This window comes from Abyssisolibacter fermentans (genome assembly GCF_001559865.1).
Classification (GTDB): domain Bacteria; phylum Bacillota; class Clostridia; order Tissierellales; family MCWD3; genus Abyssisolibacter; species Abyssisolibacter fermentans.
Window position 1 is genome coordinate 1 of record NZ_LOHE01000082.1, and the last position, 24207, is coordinate 24207.

Here is a 24207-nt window from a genome sequence, read left to right on the forward strand (position 1 = left end):
GGTTTTTTGCTTATATTATTTACCTGTAAAAAGTAGAGATGATTTTTTATTGCTGTTGATTAAAGTATCATTCTTGAAAAATAACACTAATAAAAAAATGTTTCTAGTTATTCCTACTTCACCTCATAATTACAACACTGTTATAATCATCAATTTTGACTTAATAGTTCCACTCGTATTGTGATAAACTAACATTTTATGCAAACAGATGAACCGTCCCCTTGTTTTATCTTTTTTCTTCGAGCAAATTCAATATCTTATTTACATTTTCTTCTATATTATTTTCATTACTTGTATCAATATATAAATCTCCTTTAACATCTTTCCATTCAAGAGATTTTCTTTCTATCATTTTTTCTACTGGTTTTGGTAAATTACCTTTCATCCTTTTTGAGAATCTTGATTTTATTACATCAATATCTGCTGTAAACTTGACATTGATGCTGTTAATTCCATCTAATTTTGATAATTCATCCTTCTCTGTAACAACGTAAATAATAGATTTAGTTACATCTGTTTCTAAAGATGCTTTCATCAATTTTTCACTAAAAACTTCCCATGCACTAGCTTCGTTTTTAGCAAATCTCAAATAATCTTTTCCACTAAAAATCTCTAATTTTTTTAATTCTTTTAATTTACTTGCTATAGTAGATTTTCCTGTACAACTTTCTCCCATAAAAATAAGTAACATATCTTTTTCACCTCTTTAGCCTAAATATTTATGTTAATTTTTAAAAAATATAACTATCTTAATTCTTATTCTTTCTTAATAATATAATGTAACCTTAATAAAAACAAGTTGATTACTATACTCTATTATAGATTATAATCTTATTTATCATAAAAGTAAACGATATACCATATTAGCTTCCATTCCAAATTACTAAAACCATGTTTATTCAATATTACAAACAAAAAACACTAACATAAGTAGTGCTTTATCTAAAGTTCTTAATAAAAATTAAATATTTAGTTTTTAAAAGGATAGAAATTCCTACTCACTTTGTTCCTAGGAGTAATCGATTCACATCAAATAATTTGAGTTCTCTGCTTAAAACAAACCGCCACTTTTACATGAAAAGTAGCGGTTGTTTGATTATTATACATTATGTCAGAATATTCTATAAATTAAATACGCTGTCAACTATCATTACCTGTTCTCTATATTGTTTTACACCTTACTTTAACAGGTGTCACTAACCCAGATAGTTCAAAAAGCTATACTCTTATCGATTTGTTAAATTACAATTTAAAATATGTTTCAATATCTACTTAGCTTCGTTAGAAACCCATTCAACAACCGCTTCGATATTTTCATTGAATGTACCTTCAGGTGAAAATTCCTTTTTAAAGAAACCGCTACCTATTGTAACTCCCCATACACCTGCTTGCTTCAACTCATCAATACGTTCAAAAGAATTAATACTTCCAGCAGATATTACAGGAATCTCTATTTCATTTGCAATTGCTTGAATCAATTCTTTATGATTGCCTTTGAAACGATATGTAGATATAGCTAATCCATCTACGCCCTTAGCTTGCATCATTTTTCCATGTTCAACAATTTCATCAACAGTTCCTATTAAAGTTGCAGGACAACCTACAAGTTTTCCTGTAAAAGGATAATATTTTGTACTAGAATTTTTAAGAAGGTTATTTATTGAGTCTGAGTAAGATGTGCCTATAGCTACATCAAAACCACAATCTATTGCAAGTTGAGCACTTTCTAAGCCTCCTTTTTCATCAAAACTCATAATTTCAAGATATGTTGTCTTTCCTGCAGCTTTCATTTCTTTTACAAGCTCAATCATTTTTTCTTTTTCTAAACCAACATCTTTAAAACCCCAATGCATAATAGGAAGATGTTTTGCATCATTAAATAATTCGATTGCATTTTCTACTGTTCTATCATTTTGTACTAACATAACTAGTAATTCAGGTTTCATTAATTTTCCTCCTTAATAAATAACTACCTTAACATTTTATATTAATTATCACCTAGAAGTAACTCCATTACCTCTTCAGTTGTTTTTGCATCATGCATTTTACTTACCTTATCTTGATCCATTAAAAAATTTGATAAACTTCCTAATAATCCAATATGGTTTTTATTATTATCTGATGCTAATGCAATAATTGTATGAACAGGGTCATTCTCTTCATTTCCAAAAGTTATAGCCTCTTTTAGTGTAATAATTGAAATACCTACTCCCTTAGCTCCATCTTCTGGGCGAGCATGAGGTATAGCTACACCTGGAACAAGTACAATATAAGGTCCTAAGTCGTTGCATGATTTGACCATAGCTTCAATATATCCTTTTTCAACTATACCGTTTTGGTATAACAGGTAACCAGCCTCATAAATTGCATCATCACGATTAGCAGCAGTCACATTTAATCGAATAAAATCTGGCTTAATAACATCTGTTATTGCTATGTTGCTAATTTTCATCACCCCCTCTCACACATTATGATTTATTGTAATTCAAGAAATCAAATAGACTATTTTCTTAATTCTGCATATATTTGCTCTCTCACTGCTTCTTTATCTCCTTTAAATAACGGAGTTACTACTACAGTAGGTATGTTTAAATCAGTAACATCTTTTGGTAATTTTGTTGATAAAGTAGTTAACACTAAATCTATATTAGAATGATTTTTTATATCATTAAAACCACCTTTAATAACTTCAAAACGGAAGCCACCTTCTTTTAGAATTTCTTCGACCATTGGATGTACTAATGTACTAGATACCATACCTGAACCACAAACTAACATTATTCTTTTTCTACTTTTTGATTTACCTCTTTTTATCATTTTCTAATCAATCCCTTCTATAAATAATAAGTAACTCTTGATTTAACCCTGATTATTCATATAACTCCCGATAATATGCTCTGGGTTAAAAATATTTATATTAATTAATCCTCATACTCTTCTTCAAGTAACTCTTTAGCATATTCCTTAGGTCTGTTACGCATTAGATACCATATTAATGCAAATGCAACAAGAATACCTACTCCGATCATAAGATCACTTAAACATCCGACACCCGTAAAGAATTGACTTACTTTATAAAGAGCAAATCCAAATGGAGTTGTACCAACACAAAGTGAAGATATTAATCCTGCCCCTTCAGGAAGATTAAAACCTGTGCCTTGTACCATCACCATATTAGCAGGTGACATAGCTGAACCGATCCAGAAAGATACTGGTATTAATATTAATGCACTGTTAAGTAATCCACGGAATATATTTCCACGATTTGTGTTTGTAATAAACACACATATGAAAATAAACAAACCTGCAACATCTCCTAAAGGCATCATTTTGTTCCCAGGAAGTAGAAAAGCTATTAAGAATATAATAGGTGTAGTTAAAACACCAATAGCCACATGCTCAGGTGCTCCTACTACTACTGCAGCATCAAGACCTAAATGGAATTCTCTACCTGGCATTTTCTTAGTTACAAATACACGAACAGCGTCTGATAATGGAGCCATCCCTGCAACAATAAGCTCTGATGCTCTTGGAAGAAGAAGCATAAAAAATGAAACTGTAAAAGCTAAACTCAAAGCTGAACCAACTTGCGCACCAGTTGGTGGCCAATCAAAGAATGCAATCACACCAACGAATAAACCAATTAACCAACCCATGAAAACAGGTTCTCCAAAGAATCCCCATTTTTCTTTTATACTCTCAGGATCCCATTGAATATCACGAATAACAGGAATAGAATCCCATAATTTATCTAACATAAAACCAATTGGAGCCCATAGAATAGAATAAGCATGAGTTATTGTAATACCTTCCATTGGCATATCATAATATGCATCTATCATAGGATAGAGCCAGTCCGCCATTTTAAGAGAAACAAACCAAAAGATTAATCCAACTATAATTGTAAATACCCAACTACCAGTAGTATATAAAGTAGCTCCCATATAAAATACAAAAATCCAATGGTTATTGAAATCAACATTAAGTGTATTTACCACACCAATAGCTACTAAAAGTGAATTTAAAAGAATAAATATTGCTATAGCAGCCATACACCAAGGAATCGCAAATACAATACCTGATTGAGTTGGCCAACCAAGGTCTGTAACTGTAAAACTTAGTCCAAATTGTGCAGCCATTTGATTCGCTGCTGGTCCCAAAGCTGAAAAGATAATACCTACAAGGGCAAATAAAGCTGTAAAGCCAACACCCATACGTAATGCACCTGCAAAAACCTTTTCTTTAGGTGCACGAAATATTAATCCAAGAATTAATACTGAAATAGGAACGATAATCGGAGCTCCTTGTGCAAATACCCATTTAAAAATATTCATAATTGTTTGACTGATCATAAATTATAAGTCTCCTTTCTTAATATACCTACCTATTGTAAATAACAATTTAATAATCAATTATTATAAATAATCCTCCTTTCTTATAAGTGCTTTGTTATTTCATAGGATTTATATGTCTCATAATCTGCTGTCACACTAAATTATTGCAAATTACATTCCAACTTCTATGGCATTTTTAGTGTTATGGTAGTAACATCTCGGATATAATACTTTGAACTTCTTGTGAATTACTACATTGTTTAAAATTAATCATGATGTCAGATTTTTTTATTAAACCATAAAAATCATTTATAATATCTATGGAATCTTCTTTTAATGCCATCATAAAAACACTTTCCACCACAATTCCTGGCGACCATTCTATTGGTTCCTTTAATACAGCCATTGCAATTGCAGATTTTATCACATTCTTAGGTTCTCCATGAGGAGCAGCAATGCCATCTATTAACGTTGGGGCAAGAAGCTCTCTTTTGTATACATCAAACAGAAACTCTTCCTTTACAAAACCTTTCTTTATCAACTGCCCGGCAAGTGCATCTAATACATCATTTTTGGTTTGACAATTTGGCTTTACAATTATCAGTTCCTCATATATCACTTTATTTAGAGACGATTTCAAAAAGTTTTTTCTTACATTATTTTTAAAATTTGATTCCATACCAATTATATTTTGTAATTTTTCTACTGCTTCCCCTTTTATTATTTCTTCCAAAGATATGAATGGTATAGAGTTATCATTAGGATTTATAGTTCCTACAATTGCTACAACAGAACCTTTCTTTTTGATTTCACTTATTTTAGACGATAACTCTTCATTGCCAATAACACCAATGGGAATAATTTCAGCTTTTTTATGAATATCAGGTATCATATTCTCAATAAGCCTTTTAATTCTTAATGCTGTTCCTTCTCCAGTAATACATAGAGTTACTATTATCTTTTTGTCTTTGTTTTTTGATACTGGTGTAAACCTTCCAAGACCCACTTTGTCTTTATCTATACTTTCCACAATTTCATCCAGATTAGTATCAGGTAAGAGTGCCCTCCTTACTGCTTCCAATACCATCACTGTATCAACACGCCCTACAGTTTTTGTAGGAATACCAGTTTTTCTAGTTATGATTTCACCAAATGTTATTAATGAGCCCAAATCTACAAGAAGCAATACACCTTTGCCTTCATTTATTTTATTTACGACATCAATTGTTCTTTGAAGGGTTAATTCAGGTCTTTCATCTAGAGACATTTCTATCCCTACAGCAAAATTCACACCTAGTAGTCGATTTGCTACTTCAGCCATCCCTAAAGCCACACGACCGTGAGAAAGTACAACTACTCCTACCCTGCCCTGTTTTACATCCAAAGGTCTCATTGCTGTTCTAAGATACATAGCAATAAATCCTATTTCATCTTGAGGTATTTTGTAACCCAATTGCTCCTCAATATATTTAACCATTTCTTTGGCCACGTTATATTCCAGTTTGTATTCACTCATGATCTTTTCCAAATGGGGATTTACTATAGGTTTCCCTTGCTGAATCCTCTCAAATGTTGCACTTAAATGTATTGCTAAACAGTAAAAGAGATGATTATCTATTTCTCCTACCTTTTTTTCAATTTTTTTAGTCACCTTTTCTACAATATCAACTATATTTTGTCCCACTATTCCCACCAAGTCTTGTCTAGCTAAAGTTTGATGATTAGTTCCTACTTGTTTTATTAAATGCTGAAATTTCACTTCAAGCTCTCCGCCAATTACCCGATTTATAACATCCTGACTTGAGCCTTGCAATTCTAATTCGTCATATCTTTCCTCAATATATCGATAAATTTCTTGCGGCAACGTATAGAAGTCTTCTTTGAACTCCATATTCGTATCTATTTGACCAGGTCTTGCTATCAATTCTGCTTCAATAAAACTTTCAACCTCAGGTTTTCGATTTTGTATTTTTAATAATCCTCTTCTTACGTGAACTGGTAAGTCAACTAAATCAACCTCTATATATTCTTTATGATCTCCTACATAATTTAAAAATCCCCTAGCGCAGGCAACTTGAATATCACTTCTGAGTTGCCCAATATTCCCTTGACAATCATATAGTAAAAGGTTTCTTAAAGCCTGTTGAGTTACCTTTATCTTGACCCCTATTCTGTTGGATTCTTTATTAAAGAAACTCCTTATTATTTGATATCTCTCATCTAGAGGTCTCGCTAATAGAGGTGAAAGTTCAATAATCATAGGTATCCTTCGCCTAAAAGTGAATAAAAGCGATGACTCTATGTCTTCTGTAGTTGCAGCAATGATTAGAACTTGAGCTGTACGCTCACTTTCTGTCTCACCCATACGTCTGAATTTTCCTCTATCCATTAAGAAATATAATTGTTCCTGACCTTCAGGAGGCAAGCGATGAACTTCGTCTAAAAAAAGTATTCCTCCATTAGCTTTTTCAACTAATCCTTCTTTTACCATTTCAGCTCCTGTATAAGCCCCTTTTACATGCCCAAAAAGCTGTGATAAGAGAAGCTGTGGATTTTCAGCATAATCCGCACAGTTAAAAATGATAAAAGGTTCTTTTGGTGATAGAACACCTATTTCTAAGGCATAATCATACATAGCTTCAGCTAAGTTACTTTTTCCTACTCCTGTAGAACCCAGTATTAAAGTGTGAAGGCCATGTGGAGGATACAATATTGCTGCTTTTGCCTGCTGAATTTGAGGCTTCAAACTACTATCAAAGCCAATAATCCTTTCAAAGGCTGATGTTTTTATATGCTGTCTATTCAGTGAATTTTGTACATTTGTAGTATTTGCAACATTTATATCATCCGAAGATTTAGTGTAAATAATTTCTTCTTTAATTTCTTTGCTTAACTGGGATACAAGATACCTTGAAACATCAAAACCTCTATTTTTTATGATCCTTGTAAGTTCTCGGTTTGATATTTCAGGTTTTTCAGCAATAATATTTTTTAGTTCCTTAGCTAGAAAAGGTTTGCATCTCTCCCTAGAATTCAAAATATTTAATTCACTCCTTAAAACTGTAACAACATCTCTTCTTATACCTAACATCCCAGCTAATTGATCATCAGTATAAGGTTTTTTATTATTTTCAGATTCAATTAACTTAATTAGACGGTCTTTCATTTCATCACCTCTCACTAAAATTTGTGCAATATTTGTGCCATGTCACTGGTAGAATTTGTGGTTTGCATTATTCTGCAATTTATAACATTTTACTGATTAAATACAACAAAATATGACACAATTCCTGCCGTTTTTCTGAAATTTGAACAAAAAAATATCCCAAACTAATCCAAATAATTGGCAGTTGGGATTTTATCATCATTTTATAGTTATGTAAATTGTTCATATACTAATTTTCTTTAGGATATTAAACATGTATTCAACTATAGCATGTAAGTATCCTAACAATAAAGCGTACTATTATATTACTGATATTACCTCAATTTCACCATTTTTGTTTATTCTAATTATTTTGGGAGCTACATCATAGTATGCTGTTACATCATTAATATTATTAGTATCTTTAAGTATCATTCCACTTGAAAATATGGTATATAATCTATCATTAAAAAACCTCTTGTACCCATCTCTCTCTGCTTCATGTCCTCTTATAAGAACATCAAATCCTATAATATTCCTGAATTCTTTAAATTGCTCATGTGTAAATATGAATCTTCCAGAATTTTCTCTAAGGTCTTCTTGATTATCATGCGGATCACTCCAAAGCATATTATGAACTATGGATTTATTTTTATTATCTACTATACTTTCATCTGTAAGATCAGATATACAGTTTATATAATTATAAAAACTTTTATCATCTTTTTTAGCTCTAGGTATACCACCATGTACACCTAATATAGAAATATACTTGTGATTAATAAATGCTATATTGCACAGACTACCAAAAAATTCTAAGTATTTTGCTACCATCTTAAGATTAAAGGTACTATTAACCTTTGATAAATTATATATGTACATAAGAAAATAGTCATTTTCATTTTCTTCTTTTCCTATTCCTACACATAATTTAACCTTTTCATCCTTTATAAAACCTCCGTCGTGGTTTCCTCTTAACAAATAAATATTTTCAGGAAAAAGATATTTTAAAATTAATATATTCTCCAATAATTTAAAATGTGACTTTCCTCTATCAACATAATCCCCAAGAAATATTAATCTAATTTTATTTTCTTTTATAATATTATCAAAAAAACTACATTGAGATATTATTCTTTTTAGACTAAAATCATCAGAATGTAAATCTCCAATAAAATAATAATCATAGTCATAATTGTTAAACAAATAAATATTAGATGCCCTTTTCCCATCTTTAATCTGGTTATTTATTTTTTTAATATTCAAATTTTCTTTTAATCGTTTATTATTAAAACAATTTTCTTCTGATTTATGTATCTTGCAAACTTCATCTATTAAATATTCATGTATCTTACACATATTATTCAAATCTGGTTTATCTGTTTTATAAACATCTTTCCATACAAATTCGCTTATTTTATATACATCTGTTTGCAAATCAACTCCATTGCAGTATTGATTGTCCTTAAGCTTATAATCAATATCTTTAATAAAATTAACTATATTCATATAATTACTCATGCTTTTCCTCCATAATTATTAATTTATACATATTACAATCCTTCATGTCTTTTTCTATTATCACTACAATAATATCACCTTTTTAAGTTTAAATAAATTATTCTATCAAAAAAATTACTGCCTTATAGTCTTTATATCTACAGAAAAAGAGAGCCAAATCATACTTTTAGCTCTCTTTTAGGTAAACGTTATCCAGCATTTTGACCGTTCTTCGCTATATTATATTATTATGTCAAGTATGTTGAGAGACAAAATGTCCCTTACATAGTTTACTTCTATTGCTTTATGAACCTAATAATCATTATATCGGATCGAAACGCAGATAATTCTTTATTTAAATTTAAAACATTATTTCTTAAACTAGTTATAAAAACATTAATCCTAAAGATATAACAGCACCTGAATAAAGTAAAGCTATAACACAAAATCCCATTATATCTCTTGCTCCGAGTCCCGCTATACCCAATGCTGGCAAAGCCCAGAAAGGTTGAATTAAGTTAGTCCAAGCATCTCCCCATGCAATAGACATGGCTGTTTTGGCAGCTGGAACTCCAAGTTCTGCCCCTGCAGGCATCATTATTGGTGCCTGAACAGCCCACTGCCCTCCGCCTGAAGGTACAAAGAAATTTACAATACCTGCACTCAAAAATGAAAATAGTGGAAAAGTTGTTGCGCTTGAAATATTTACAAATGTAGTTGAAATAACACCTGCGAGTGAAAGACCTGTAGTAGCACTTACCCCTGTCATCATTCCCATCAAACCAGCATAGAACGGGAATTGAAGAATTATACCAGCTGTTCCTTTTGCTGCAGCTGATATTGCATCAAGAAATCTTCTTGGAGTACCATGAAGTATAATTCCTGCAAATAAGAACATAAAGTTAACAATATTTAAGTTTAATTTGAAGCCATTTTGCACAAAATAGTAAACTACATATGATAATCCCATAATTCCTATAATCATTGATAATATAGGGCTATTTTCTAATTTATCTGCTGGAGTCATTTTAGATACAGGAAGCACTTTTTCTTCTTCATCTTGTAGTAATTTGGGATCAATAGTTATAACTTCATCTTCCTTTGGATGCATAGCTCTATTAACTAATGGTAAAGTAAATAATATAATTCCAAAAATTATTAAATTGAAAGGTGAAAATATTGTAGAGTTTGTAGATATTGCATCAACTACAGCACCATTTGTTACTTTTGCCAAATCTGCTCCGCCTGATGCTAGTTTTAGTGGAATGGAACCAGAAATTCCCGAATGCCATACTATGAATCCTGAATAACCAGCTGCTATTAGTAATCTATAATCAACTTTTTTTACTTGCTTTGCTAATTCTTTTGCATACAAAGCACCTATTACTAGTCCAAATCCCCAGTTAATCCATGCAGCTGCTGCTTCTACAATAGTTACAGCTATTATAGCTTGCCCTGGAGTCTTTGGTATACTTGCCAGCTTTTTTAGGTATTTTTTAATAATAGGAGCATTAGCAAGAGTATAACCTGTGACTAAAACCAAAGCCATCTGCATAGAAAAAGCTAGTAATTTCCAAAAACCACCACTCCAATGAAGTATCATTGCCATAGGACCTTGCCCAGTAAATATCATACCAGTAGCAAATACAACTAATGTTAGAATTATTGCAAATAGAAATGGATCTGGTAAATATTTTTGAACCATTGCAACACAGGCGTTTGTGAATTTTTTAAACATGAAATTCCTCCTTTTATTGTGGTTAGAAGTTTTAATTAAATTATTTATAAATTATCACCTAGAGAATCAATTTTTTGTTTATACATCCATCTGTTTTAAATCTTCAGCTATTATTATTTCAGCTTCAGTAGCTGCTTTGATATCTTCAATAGTAAATTCGGATCCTATTTCTTTTAAAACTAATCCTTCTTCGGTTACTTCTAATACTCCCATTTCTGTTATTATAAGAGAAATTTGTCCAACTGCAGTAAGTGGAAGTGTACACTCTTTCAAAATTTTAGGTTTACCTTTAGCTGTATGAGTCATAGCTATAATAACCTTCTTAGCACCTACAACTAAATCCATAGCACCTCCCATACCTGGTACTAATTTTCCTGGTATCATCCAATTAGCAAGATTTCCTTTTTCATCTACTTGCAGAGCACCTAAAACTGTAACGTCTACATGACCGCCTCTTATAATTCCGAAAGAAACAGCACTGTCAAAGAATGCTCCTCCTTGGTGGATTGTAACTGGCTGTCCTCCAGCATTTGTTAGGTCTTTATCCACATTTTCTTCTTCTGGAGAAGGTCCAAGACCTACAAATCCATTTTCTGATTGGAGTATAATATCAATACCTTCTGGTATATAATTAGCAACCATTGTTGGTAATCCTATACCTAGATTCACAACATCCCCATCTTTTAGTTCCTTAGCAACCCTTTTAGCTATTATTTCTTTAACCTGAGCCTTATCCATTACTATTCACCTCCTACAATATAATCTACAAATATACTTGGAGTCATTACATTATTTGGATCTATTTTTCCAACCTCTACAATATTTTCTGCTTCAACTATTACAATATCAGCAGCACTTGCCATTAGAGGGTTGAAGTTTCTTGTTGATTTGTTATAGTATATATTACCCTTTTTATCAACTTTTGAGCCTGCTATTAAAGCAACATCTGCTCTTAAAGGTGTTTCTAAAATGTATACTTTTCCATCTATATCTATCTTTTGTTTACCTTTTTCTACTTCAGTTCCTAAGCCAACTGGTGTCAAAAAACCTCCTAAACCAGCCCCTCCATTTCTAATTTGTTCTGCCAAGGTTCCCTGTGGTACTAATACTACTTCTGTTTCTCCCTCATTCAATTGTCTGCCTGTTTCTTTGTTAGTACCTATGTGAGAAGTAATAATTTTTTTTACTTGTTTATTTACTATGAGCTTACCTATACCAATATCTGGTGTAGCCGTATCATTAGAAATCAAAGTTAAATTTTTAACTCCTTTTTCTACTAAAGCATCAATGATTTTATGAGGGTTACCTATTCCCAAAAACCCACCTATCATTACTGTCATACCATCTTTTATTTTGCTGACAGCTTCTTCAATAGATATATGTTTTTTCACTGGATATACCTCCCTTTTATTTTTATTGTAAAATTATTACCTCTTAACAATGACAGCTTCTCCCATTCCTCCACCTATACATAACGTTGCTAAACCATATTTTGACTCTCTTTTAATCATTTCATGCACTAATGTAATCAAAATTCTTGCACCGCTTGCTCCAACTGGATGACCTAAAGCTATAGCACCTCCGTTTACGTTAACGTTTTCCTTATCCAAACCTAATTCTTTAACAACGGCTATAGACTGTGCTGCAAATGCTTCATTGGCTTCGATTAAATCTAAATCTTCTACCTTTAATCCTGCTTTTTCTAATGCTTTTCTAGATGCTGGTATTGGTCCAGTACCCATTATGCTTGGATCAACTCCTGCTGATGCATAAGAAACAATTGTTGCTAAAGGTTCAATTCCTAACAAATCAGCTTTTTCCTTACTCATTATAACTAAGGCAGCAGCTCCATCATTAATTCCAGAAGCATTTCCCGCAGTAACTGTTCCGTCTTTTTTAAATGCAGGTCTTAATTTTCCTAATTTTTCTATGTTAGAGTTTTCTTTAATATATTCATCTTTATCAAATATAATTGGATTTCCTTTTCTCTGTGGTATTTCAACAGGTACAATCTCATCATCAAATTTACCCTCTGCTCTTGCTTTAGAAGCCCTTATTTGACTTTGAAGTGCAAATTCATCTTGTTCTTCTCTACTTATTTTCCACTGGTCTGCAATATTTTCTGCTGTAACACCCATGTGATAATCATTAAAAGCATCAGTTAAAGCATCTTTGATCATTGTGTCAACTATTTTACCATGTCCCATCCTATGACCCCATCTTGCCTTATCCAAAACGTAAGGAGCTTGGCTCATATTTTCAACTCCACCAGCCACTACAATATCGTTATCACCAAGCAAAATAGACTGAACTGCCCATGATACTGACTTAAGTCCAGACCCACAAAGCATATTAATAGTAGTTGCAGGAGTTTCTACTGGTATTCCTGCATTTATTGCTGATTGTCTAGCTACTCCCTGACCATGCCCTGCTTGTAAAATACATCCCATGAAAACCTCATCAATTTTTGAAGCGTCAATATTAGCTCTTTTTAATGCTTCTTTAATAACAACTGTTCCCAACTTTACTGGAGAAATATTTAATAATGCTCCATTAAAACTTCCTATAGGTGTTCTTACTGCGCTCGCTATAACAACTTCTTTCATTATTTTTGCCCTCCTCATAAATGTGTTATACTTATAATTTGTTTAATCTTTTAGATCTATACTATTAACTTAAACGCAATAAATATGCCAACTCTGAAAGCGTTGAAATCACAAGCTTAAAATTATGTATAAAAAAAAAGCGATACATATATGTATCGCTAATGATATAAAACGTACAGAAGATTCTGAAATTACAATATGTTTTGTAGATACAAAAATGTATCGCTTATGATACATTTTTGTATCACTTTGTTTCTATTCCCAAACTTTTTACCTTTCTTACTATTGTTGGTTGGCTAACTCCTAATACTTTAGCAGCCTCTCTTGTACTTTTATGCTTTTTTAATACTTTTTTTATTAATTGTTTCTCAAAAGAATCAACAGCTTCTTTAAGTGTTAAAGTGTTTTCTTCTAAATAAAAAGAAACCACAGCGCTTTTATCAAATATATTTAATAAATGTTTCTTAATAATTATTTTATCTTTAATAGTAACGACTAATCTTTCAATGTAATTTTCTAGTTCTCTAACATTTCCTGGCCAGTTATATTTATCGAATATTTCCAAAGCAGATAAATCAATTTGCTTATCTCTATTGTATTTTTTATTATAAAAATCTATAAATTTACGAACTAACAAAGGAATATCTTCTTTTCTAGAGCGCAATGGGGGAATTTGAATAGGTATTACATTTAATCTATAAAATAAATCTTCTCTGAATTTTCCTTTTTTAACTTCTTCCTGTAGATTTCGATTTGTAGCAGCAATAACTCTTGTATCTAGTTTAATAGGCTTAGTTCCACCAATACGTGTTACTTCTTTATCTTGCAGTACACGCAATAGTTTTGATTGCAGCTTTATAGGCAAATCACCGATTTCATCCAATAGTATAATACCAGAATTTGATAATTCAAACATCCCTAGTTTGGCTTTATTAAGAGCTCCTGTAAACGCTCCTTTTTCGTAACCAAAAAGTTCAGATTCTAACAAATTTTCTGGTATAGCGGCACAATTCACTTTAATAAAAGGACCTTTTTTTCTATGACTATTTATATATATTTCTCGAGCCACCACTTCTTTACCTACCCCAGTTTCACCAGTAATGAGGACAGTAGCATCTACTCCAGCTATTCTGTGTATTAATTCTTTAAGCTGTCTCATGCTGAAACTATCTCCTATTAACTCACTTTTTCTAATTTGCTGATTTCTTAATAGCTCTAATTCTTGATGATATTTTTTGCTTATCTCTTCTGAAGCTTCAAGCCTTTGTTTCAAGTTAATTAGCTCTGTAATATCTCTTACATTGGTTATTACTAGTGTTATTTCACCCTTTTCATTAAAAATTGGATTACCTGTAAGTAAAACTTTTTTATTATTATGAATAATTGTACATAGGGTACTTACCTGTTTTTTTTGCTCTAATACCATTAAAGTAACACTATTTGAAAAAAACTTTCTATCAATTAATGTCTGCAAATGCTGTCCAATTACTTGTTCCTTACTTATTCCAGTTATTCTTGTAAATGCTTTATTTATATCAATAGTAACCCCATTACCATCTGCAATATACAAACCGTCATATAATGAGTTGCTGATATCATCTAGAGCTAATACTCTATTCTTCTCATCATCTAGTGCAGCTATTAATTTTTTTTCATTTATTTGAGATTTGTAACTAGTCACTAATTTATTTATAAAGTCATTAACACTTAACCCTAAATTTTGAGATATATTTGAAATCTCTTGCTTTAGCTCGTTATCAATTTCTATTATATTTTTGTCATTTGTCATATAATAAGCTCCTTTCATTTCAGAAATTCAAGTAATTTATACAGTTTTTCAAAAAGCGTTTAGGGATATGAGAAAAATAAGTTTCTGTTTGAACAGAGTCAGTTTTTAATTCAAAGAAATCCTTAGCTTCATACTTCAGATAAGCTACGTTGAGCACGAAATCAGGTGTTTCACTCTCTGATTAAGGCTCTGAAAAGAAACAAATTAGAAACAATTAATTTGTTTTTTATTATATCATAATTAACACACAGAAACTTTAAAAGCCTTTCAGTCAGTTTCTGGTAGTGCTTCTCAGCACCTTATAAACATTTCATTAATTATAAATTTCTACATTTATCAAAAATTAAACCATGAAATATATTACAATTTCATGGTTTAAAGTTCTTGCTAATAATTTTTTTACCTGACTTACTAAATCAACCTAACCCTCCAAAAGATTAACTACGTTATCACAATTTATATTTTACCTTTTATTATGCTGCCAGTCATTATGTTTTCTGTACTCGTCAAAAGTTTTATCATTCTCTTTTGCTAAAGATTTTCTGTATTCTTCTATGTGATTCTTAGCTTTTAAATTTTTTCTTTTTCTCATTTCTCTTGCCAAAATACTTTTATTTAATTGCGTCTCTTCTGAAACCTCTGAAAATGAGTAACCTTGTTCTATTAAATCTAATGCATTCTTGAGTTCTGCTTGAGTATATTTTTTGCTCATTTAATTCCTCCACATTATTATTTCAAACTTCTATTGATTATTTGTACTATTATTGTATTTATTTTCATTATCTTGAAATTGTACTATCTAACTCATATCAAATCAGACTTTTCAAGCAATGTTCTTATCATTAATACACATTCTGCCCTTGTAATAGAATCTTTAGGCGATATTTTATCCATGTGTTCAAATGAAATAATTTTTGCTTTAATACATTCTGCAATGTAGTTTTTAACCCAATTTTCTACTTTATTTTTATCACTATACTGTTCAAATAGTTTTTCTACTTCTCCTTCTGTTATTTCTATTTTCAAACCTGTTACTTCCATAGCTCTGGCTATAATTGAAAAAGCTTCTTCTCTACTAATCTTGTCCATAGGTTTAAACTTTCCATTTGTATATCCAGATATAATTTTGTACTCATAGGCAGTAGCTAGGTATTTACAATACCAATCACTATCTTTAACATCTTCAAATGGATTATCTAAACTATCTGGATTTAATCCTAATGCTTTAATTACTATAGCTATAAATTCTGCACGTGTAATATCTCTATCAGGCTCAAACAAATCATTTCCTACTCCACTAACTATTAATCTTGCTCCCATATCATTAAGCATATCTCTTTCTACTTGTTTACTTACATCTGTAAATTCAAGTGTGTTCCATATCAGCACATAGCAACTATTTGTCAAACTATTTATATGTGCATAGTATTTTCCGTTAATTTCTACTACTTTTGTAGGTACATGATATATCGTTCCATCTTCATTGACAACTACACCTGTTGTTATTTTTTTATAGTCTACATTTTCTGGTATGGTTATAGACCTTTCAACATACTCATTAAATTTTGTTACATTTACTGTTTTATTATTATATGAACACTGTATTTCAAAATTAACAGAGCTGACAACAAGTTCATATTCCTCTTCTTTTATAGCATTTTTAATCTTCTTTATTTCTTCTACCTTTAGTTTTGATATTTCAATTTGAACCTTTATATCCTTTAGTTTAATTTTTTCACCAAATGTTTCTGCTATAGAATCTATATTTATTTGTTTAGCAGGTAAAGTATAAGAAGCATTTTGATTTTTGATTTCTAACTTCACACTCTTATCCTCCATTTGCTTAACATCAAAACCATCTAACCCATCTACAATAATATCATAATTTTCTCCTGTTTCAACACTTACTGTATTAGCTTCAGTATTATCGAGTTTAGTATTTTCAAATATTTTAATAAGCTTATTGCTATCAAGAGAAACATTTAATTTGTTTTCTCCATCACCATTATCTACTGTTACTTTTCCTATATAATTAATTTCTTTATCATTTACATCTATCTTAACTAATTTATTCGCATTGTTTGAAACAATTTTCTTTGTACTTTGCTTAACCTCAACTGTCTCTATTTCATTACCTGCTTTATCCTTTGCTTTCATTTTGAATGTATATTCCTTATTAGGAGTTAACCCTTTAAATGTATATATCCCATCAGCTTCAAAAACTCCACAATATACACCATCTATACTATAGTCATAGACTATTTCCTCAGAACCTGATACTAATGTACTATTTGCTGTACTGTCTCTAGTAGTTCCGAATATTTCTATTTCTGTACTACTAATATTGAGTATATTAGGTACAAAAGCTTCTGGTAGTGTTTTATCTATTTTATATTCTCCACTGTCTTCATTTATATTTCCTGCATTATCTATTGTTCTTACCTTTAGTTTATATACACCATCATTAGTAAACTTAAAAGAATTACCTGATGTATAAGCTGTCCAATCTGACCAGTTATCCTCAGATAATAATTTTGCATAACTATACTCAGTATCTGCTATTCCTGAACCACCATTATCCTCAGATGAAAAGTTAACTGTAATATCAGCATTAATCCAATCGCTATAATTTGTTGATAATTTTAAATGTGGTTTTGTACTATCTATTTCAAATATACTACTTTCTAAATAATCTAAAGACCATTCTTTTTTATCATAAGTTCTTATTCTTAGTTTTGCAAATTTTGTATCAATACTCGGCATAGTAAAGCTTTTTGTTGTTTCTGCAATATTTGTTTCAATGCTATTCCAGTTTAAACCATCAAAATAATCAAGCTCATATACCAATATATCTCCATCAGCATCACCTGCTCCATCCCATGATATAGTAATATTTTCATTCACTTTATATGGTGATGCTCCACTAACACTTATTGTAGTCGGTAAGGTCGGTAAATCATTAACTGGATTGACTGTTATATCAACCGTTCCTGAACCAATCCCATTATCACTGTCTTTAATTGTATATGTAAACGAATCTATTCCATGCCAATTTTTATCGGGAGTATATGTTAGAGTTCCGTCGTTATTGTTTAGTACTGTTCCATGCTGTCCCTGAGTAACAGCTTGAACCACTAAATTGACTGAATCCGTTTCTATATCGAAATCATTATTTATTACATTAAAGGTTACACTATTATCTTCATCTGTAATTGCTATATCCTTATTTGCCATTGGAATATCATTTACCTGATTTACTAAAATATTTACTACACTCCTATTAGACTCATTATTATAGGTATCAAAAACACTATAATCAAATGATATATTTCCATTCCAATTTTTTTCTGCTCTATATGTAATGTTGTCAATATCTGTAATATCTATAATCTGATTAATTGACATATCGCTATCTCCAAGCTTCAAACTACCAGTTATAGGTAAGCTTAATATCTTTAATTTTGAGAGCTTGGTTAAATCATCAGTATATGAATCCACAAAATCCGCACTACTAAAACTCAGAATGTTATCTTCGTCAATCTTATAATTTACAGCGGAAATAACCGGTGATACTACATCTTCAACATTAACCGCTCGTGAGATAGTTGTTGAATTACCAGCTTTATCTATTACTATATAATTAAGCATGTATGTCCCTAAAACTTTATTTTTTATTATATTTAAATTTGGTGGAGTATATTCTGGCCACAAGTCATATGTGTCACTATATTCCACTCCTTTTTCCACGTAACTATCTCCATACGGTAAAACAAATGGATTATTTCCCTTTACAGTTATAACAGGTGGTGTATTATCAAACTTAAATAGCCTTGATGCATAGTAATTTGAAACTCCTGAACTTACCTTTATGTGCAGATAATAATCTCCGTTTACTCCTGATTTTGTTATAGTACCATAATTATCAACTGAATTATTCCAATTATCTATTGGTATCTGTGCACTACTTGTCCATTGATATTTAATATCTCCTTCGCTTAAACCATTGAAATCAACTAATATTTTAGCTGAATGTGATTTTTTATATATTCCTGCTTTATCAGCCTGTAATGTTATACTTGGGATAGACGAATCAATCGTATATGGTCCAAAATATCCTGTTACAGTGTTATTTACTCCATCAACAGCTATATAATGTATATAATATGTACCCTCATTACTTAGAATTATTGGCTTACCATCATATACATCATACGTAGAAGGTATAGAAATATTATTGGTAATCTTATATTCTTTACTTCGTACTATGCCCATTTCCTTATCACGATAAAAAAGACTAACACTAATTGGATTGTTTTTTGCTCCATAGTCTGTATTATCTGCTTCTACAAAAGGTGGAGTTTTATCAATATTAGAGATATTTATATTTCTTGTTGTAGCATTTCCAAGGCTATCCACAACAGATACCTTATATAAACCATTAGAGCTTACAGTATAGGTATATGGTGATGTGTAATCTTCAAATGTTTCACTATCAGGTGTTTTTATTTTTATACCACCTACACCGCTATACTCCATTATATCTCCATTAGCATCATGTATAACTGATGCATCATCATCTGCTGAAATAGTCAATACTATATTGCTGTTTGTCCAATCCTCTTGGGATTTTAAAACAGTAACATTAGGTGCGTCAGTATCTATTCTTGTAATATTAATACTAGCCTCTGCCGTATTACCTGATTCATCTACAGCAACAAATGTATAATATCCATTTTTTGACACTGTATAAGTGGTGTTTACAACTGATTTAACAGCTTCTACTGTTGTTAAATCCGGCATCATAACGTGTTTCAGATTATCTTTTTCAGCATTAATATTTATTGTTACTGATTCATTTGTCCAATTATCAGGATTTGTACCTGTAATATTTATTGTTGGTCCATTATTATCAACTATAAATGCATTTGAACAAACATATCTTTCATTACCTGCATTATCAATAGCTTTTACATGAAGATACCATGTACCTGAAGTATTTTTCTCTAGTTTGTCACCAGATTTAAAATTTATCCATCCCGTTGTTGGTACTGATGAATTATTTGTCCAATCGTATTGTAATACATTCAGTTGTGAGTTTCCTTTATCTGATGCTGTAACTTCTGTACTTGCATTATAGTATATATTCCCCTCTGATCCATCAGTTAGTATTACTATCTCTGGTAAATCTCTATCGATATTCTTAACATCAATAGAATTTATATACTTTTTACCTGTTTCTGTTTCGAGGTAGACTGTATATATCCCATTTTGGCTTACAGTAAAACTATTACCAACAAAATCTTTTCCTGTATCAAAATCTTCTATACCGAAAAATCCCTCTTTATATTGTCGTTTAAACATAGATACACCTTGAGGAATATTACCTAATGTTATGGTTATATCGTTTTTCGTCCATTCCTCTGTGTTTGTTGATAATAAAAATGTAGGCTCTGTATTATTTAATATAAAAGCATTTGAGACAGTGTATGTTTCATTTCCATAGTCATCTTTAGTTCTTATATGTAAATAATACTTTCCTGTTGCACCTTCTATAGTAATTTCATCTCCACTATTAAAGCTTTTAAACCCTTGTATCTTAGTGTTTGTATCATTAGCCCATAAATATTCTCTTTTAATAATTGTAGCAGGGCCAGTTTCTTTTTTTGATACTGTAACCTCTGTACTATGGCTTGTACTTGCTGTACTGTCTCCATTTGGAGCAAAATTTACATCATGGCAAGTAGAAGCTATTTTTACTTCTGTATTAATAATAGTAGCTGCAGAGCCATCAAAAGCATTACCTGCAAGGTCTTTTATAATGCCCGGATTATCAAACTTTGTTTCTGAAAATTCAAGTTTTGTATTATACTTGTTTTCTGGCACAATAAATTTAAATACAAGAGTGTCTGTATTATTTCCTGTAACATATGCTGCTTTCTGAATTGACTCGCTTCCATCTATATCATATAGTTTTAGATTTATGTTCAATGTTGTTAAATCCGATACATTAACTATTTCACTAAATTTGATTGGTATATATACAGTATCCCCTTCTGCATAGTTTCCGTTTATTGTATGAAAAGATTTTATAAAAGGATCAGTCGAATCATTTATCTTTATTTCTATGAGAGGATTATCTATTTCTGCATTATCATTCCATCCTCCAGCTTCGCATACACCTATTACAAGTCTCACTTTGTTTGCATTTTTAATATCTTTACCATTACTGCTTGTATAAAAGTCATCAATTTCATAACTGTGCCAATCATCCCCTTTATATATAACGTCCGCATCTTGCCAATTATTTATGTACTTTTGTAGTTTAAATCTTATTGCAGCACGTTTAGTTACTAGTTTTCCATGTCCTCTTCCAACAAAACTATCAGCATTGAAGTTCCAGTAATCATATCCAGAGGATAATTTAACATCCGACGTAGTAAATATATGATCGCTATCAGATTTATAATCCGATCCTGTTGACCAAATATCCTTCCAATTGTTATTATCAATATCATCTATTGAATCTATATCATCTATAAATTTGACTGTTCCAATTTTATTTGCACCTATATTACCATTACCTTCAATTTTATATATTTCAAAATAAAACTCTCTGTTGCTTTTTTCCCAAGTATTGTAATTTATAGTCTTAATAGTTACACTTTTAGTGATACTGTCTCCATCTCCGAATGTTACATAACCAGAATGATCATTAAATTGCGTTCCTGCAGTTGCGCAGCCATTTACAGTTCTATAATAAACTTTAACTTCCGAATCACTTCCGCCAAATCTCTCTATATCAAAAGTAACATCACTTCCTTTTGATACAGCTAAAGATGTATTTTTTAATTGAAAAACTCCATAATTTTTATCATTTGCTTCAAAGGTTTTATTTGGTCCGTATACAACATTACCATTAGATGTTTTTGCATATGCACGTACATTATACATTACACCATCCATTAAAGTGTTAAAAAGAACACTCTTGGCAAACACTTCTGTATTTATAATATCTGATGTTAAACTCTGAATCCCATCATTTTTCTCAACAGTTGGATTATTTATACAGCCCCATACCAAACCTTTTTCAATAATTAATTCTTCACCATAATACTTTATTCTACCTTTTAGAGATACCTCTGAACTATTTTTAGTTATATTCTCTGTAATCACTTCTAAAGGCTTATTTTTAACAATAATTGTCCTTGTTGTGCTATTTGTGTTACCTGCCCTATCTTCTATTGTGTAAGTAATTGTATATATCCCTGGCTTTGCACATAAGGTATTCAACCCTTTATAATCTATTGTAGGATTGTATGATGAAAAACCAGATAAATTATCAGATATGGTAACACCCATATCTACATAGCTACTTTCCTCAATAAGTGTTATAGGCGAATCTCCTAATATTGATATTAATGGGTCAGTTTTATCAATATTAGTTACTTTATGAACAAACTCAGTTTCAGTGCCATCTGGTTCAACAACTTTAAAAACATATTCATCGTTTTCTGACACTATATAGCTTGCTTTATAGTCATAAACCTCTTTCCCATCAGGAAGTACTATATGACTGAAAGGTTTGCTAAATAAATCATCTACAGTTGCAGTTATAGTTACGCTGCTATTTGTATAGTTATATATATCCTGAGTAAAATCTAATGCGAAATTCCTTGGTCCTACAGAATCAACATAGTAAAAATCTCTACTTTCTACAGTCAAGACTTCTTTATCATCTACAATCATTGAATACAAAAGCCAATTTCCAGTTTCGTCCTTTTTCTCGTAATCATCAGGAAGTGTTATTCTTGAATAGTATGTTTTGTCAGATTCATATAATGTTGAATAATCCGAACTTGAAAAGTGATTCTGCCCATAAAGTCCTATACTACTTACAAGTTTTAGACCCTCAATTGTATTAATATTCTGTGTGGTTGTTTTGGCATAAATATCTGTATAATAATTTGAACTATTAGTATCATATTTTATACTCCAATCATCAAATCCTAATTTTGATATTTCACCTTTTGTGACATCTCCCCCATCAACTACTATACTGATTGAATCTATTTTTGCCCAAGCAACACCATAAACATACATCTCTATTGTGTTTTTACCTTGTTTTATAAAATTATTTGATATCTTCATACCATAATACTCATTACTAAAACTTGCACCAATATACCCTAAAAAGTTACCATTGAAGCTTAACTCTGCAAAGCCTCCAAATTTACCTCTTAACACTAAGTACGCTGACTCCGTTGGTAATGTATCAATATCTAAATTTGCTTTAAGGCATCCACATCTAGTACCTACTGCAATTCCTAATTTATCTAGATCATCCCCTGTATCTTTAAAATATGTTTTTCCTGTATTTAATTCTTTAGGCAACTCAAATGCTAAACTTTTCATCATCGTATTCATACGTTTATTTTGAACAGAATATTGTTTCTGATTAGAATATCCAACATAATTAGCATCATAAATCGTATAAGCTCTTACATAAACCGTTCTGTCACTATCAATAAAATGTTCAAAGCTTACAAATTGTTCACCTTGTCCCATTTCAACTGAGCCTTCATTTTTTAATACTGTTGGCTCCTCGTAATTATAAGACCACACATAACCATACGCCTTTATTTCTTTATCATAATCTTCTATTAGATCTGTATGCAGCTTTAATTTTCCACTTGCTACATCAAATTCAATATCACTAAGTTCTATTTCTGGCCATAATAAATCAACTACATCCTGTTCACTCAATGAGGTATAATTATCCATAAAATAAACTTGAGCATCAAGTAAATTATCATATTTACCTTCTATAGCATCACCTATTTCAGTTTCATCGACTACATCTTCAGCTTCACTAGCTATTCTTTCTTCTTCACTAGCTATTCCTTCTTCTTCACTAGCTATTCTTTCTTCTTCACTAGCTATTCCCTCTTCTTCACTAGCTACTCCTTCTTCTTCACTAGCTATCCCTTCTTCTTCACTAGCTATTCTTTCTTCTTCACTAGCTATCCCTTCTTCTTCACTAGCTATTCTTTCTTCTTCACTAGCTATCCCTTCTTCTTCACTAGCTATTCTTTCTT

General features: G+C 31.0%; 15 protein-coding genes. 1 reads left to right on the top strand and 14 read right to left on the bottom strand.

What is annotated here, in order from left to right; all coding sequences use genetic code 11:
* Positions 1-184: hypothetical protein (locus tag AYC61_RS21760; RefSeq protein WP_207644243.1), on the top strand; the 184-nt coding region annotated here is incomplete at its 5' end.
* 42 nt (positions 185-226) lie between these two features.
* On the opposite strand, the gene AYC61_RS16445 is transcribed toward AYC61_RS21760, so the two are convergent.
* The 14 genes from AYC61_RS16445 to AYC61_RS16510 all read right to left on the bottom strand — a co-directional run.
* Positions 227-691, bottom strand: a complete 465-nt coding sequence (locus tag AYC61_RS16445; RefSeq protein WP_066505067.1) for a hypothetical protein — start codon at positions 689-691, stop codon at positions 227-229.
* Between the two features lie 577 nt (positions 692-1268).
* Positions 1269-1946 (bottom strand): HisA/HisF-related TIM barrel protein, encoded by a 678-nt coding sequence (locus tag AYC61_RS16450; RefSeq protein ID WP_066505069.1) that lies wholly within the window; start codon positions 1944-1946, stop codon positions 1269-1271.
* Positions 1947-1987: 41 nt separating this feature from the next.
* Positions 1988-2452 carry a PTS sugar transporter subunit IIA gene (locus AYC61_RS16455; RefSeq protein WP_066505078.1) on the bottom strand — a complete coding sequence of 155 codons (465 nt, stop codon included), beginning with the start codon at positions 2450-2452 and terminating at the stop codon, positions 1988-1990.
* 50 nt (positions 2453-2502) lie between these two features.
* Positions 2503-2817, bottom strand: a complete 315-nt coding sequence (locus tag AYC61_RS16460) for a PTS sugar transporter subunit IIB (RefSeq protein WP_066505088.1) — start codon at positions 2815-2817, stop codon at positions 2503-2505.
* A 104-nt stretch (positions 2818-2921) separates the two neighbouring features.
* Entirely contained in the window at positions 2922-4352 is a 1431-nt protein-coding gene (locus tag AYC61_RS16465; RefSeq protein ID WP_066505091.1) for a PTS transporter subunit IIC, read from the bottom strand.
* A 184-nt stretch (positions 4353-4536) separates the two neighbouring features.
* The gene (locus tag AYC61_RS16470) at positions 4537-7500 is read right to left on the bottom strand and encodes a sigma 54-interacting transcriptional regulator (protein ID WP_066505094.1); all 2964 of its coding nucleotides are present in this window, start codon (positions 7498-7500) and stop codon (positions 4537-4539) included.
* Positions 7501-7800: 300 nt separating this feature from the next.
* Positions 7801-9000, bottom strand: a complete 1200-nt coding sequence (locus tag AYC61_RS16475) for a metallophosphoesterase family protein (protein WP_066505096.1) — start codon at positions 8998-9000, stop codon at positions 7801-7803.
* 364 nt (positions 9001-9364) lie between these two features.
* Positions 9365-10717, bottom strand: a complete 1353-nt coding sequence (locus tag AYC61_RS16480; protein WP_066505098.1) for a short-chain fatty acid transporter — start codon at positions 10715-10717, stop codon at positions 9365-9367.
* Between the two features lie 78 nt (positions 10718-10795).
* Positions 10796-11455 carry a 3-oxoacid CoA-transferase subunit B gene (locus AYC61_RS16485; RefSeq protein WP_066505099.1) on the bottom strand — a complete coding sequence of 220 codons (660 nt, stop codon included), beginning with the start codon at positions 11453-11455 and terminating at the stop codon, positions 10796-10798.
* Between the two features lie 2 nt (positions 11456-11457).
* Positions 11458-12108, bottom strand: coding sequence for a CoA transferase subunit A (locus AYC61_RS16490; RefSeq protein WP_066505101.1), 651 nt, complete (start codon positions 12106-12108; stop codon positions 11458-11460).
* 36 nt (positions 12109-12144) lie between these two features.
* Positions 12145-13323 carry an acetyl-CoA C-acetyltransferase gene (locus AYC61_RS16495; protein WP_066505103.1) on the bottom strand — a complete coding sequence of 393 codons (1179 nt, stop codon included), beginning with the start codon at positions 13321-13323 and terminating at the stop codon, positions 12145-12147.
* Between the two features lie 244 nt (positions 13324-13567).
* Positions 13568-15112 carry a sigma-54 interaction domain-containing protein gene (locus AYC61_RS16500; protein ID WP_066505106.1) on the bottom strand — a complete coding sequence of 515 codons (1545 nt, stop codon included), beginning with the start codon at positions 15110-15112 and terminating at the stop codon, positions 13568-13570.
* 463 nt (positions 15113-15575) lie between these two features.
* The gene (locus AYC61_RS16505) at positions 15576-15824 is read right to left on the bottom strand and encodes a hypothetical protein (RefSeq protein ID WP_066505112.1); all 249 of its coding nucleotides are present in this window, start codon (positions 15822-15824) and stop codon (positions 15576-15578) included.
* A gap of 92 nt (positions 15825-15916) precedes the next feature.
* The coding region (locus tag AYC61_RS16510) for a tandem-95 repeat protein (RefSeq protein WP_156456501.1) at positions 15917-24207 on the bottom strand (8291 nt) is incomplete at its 5' end.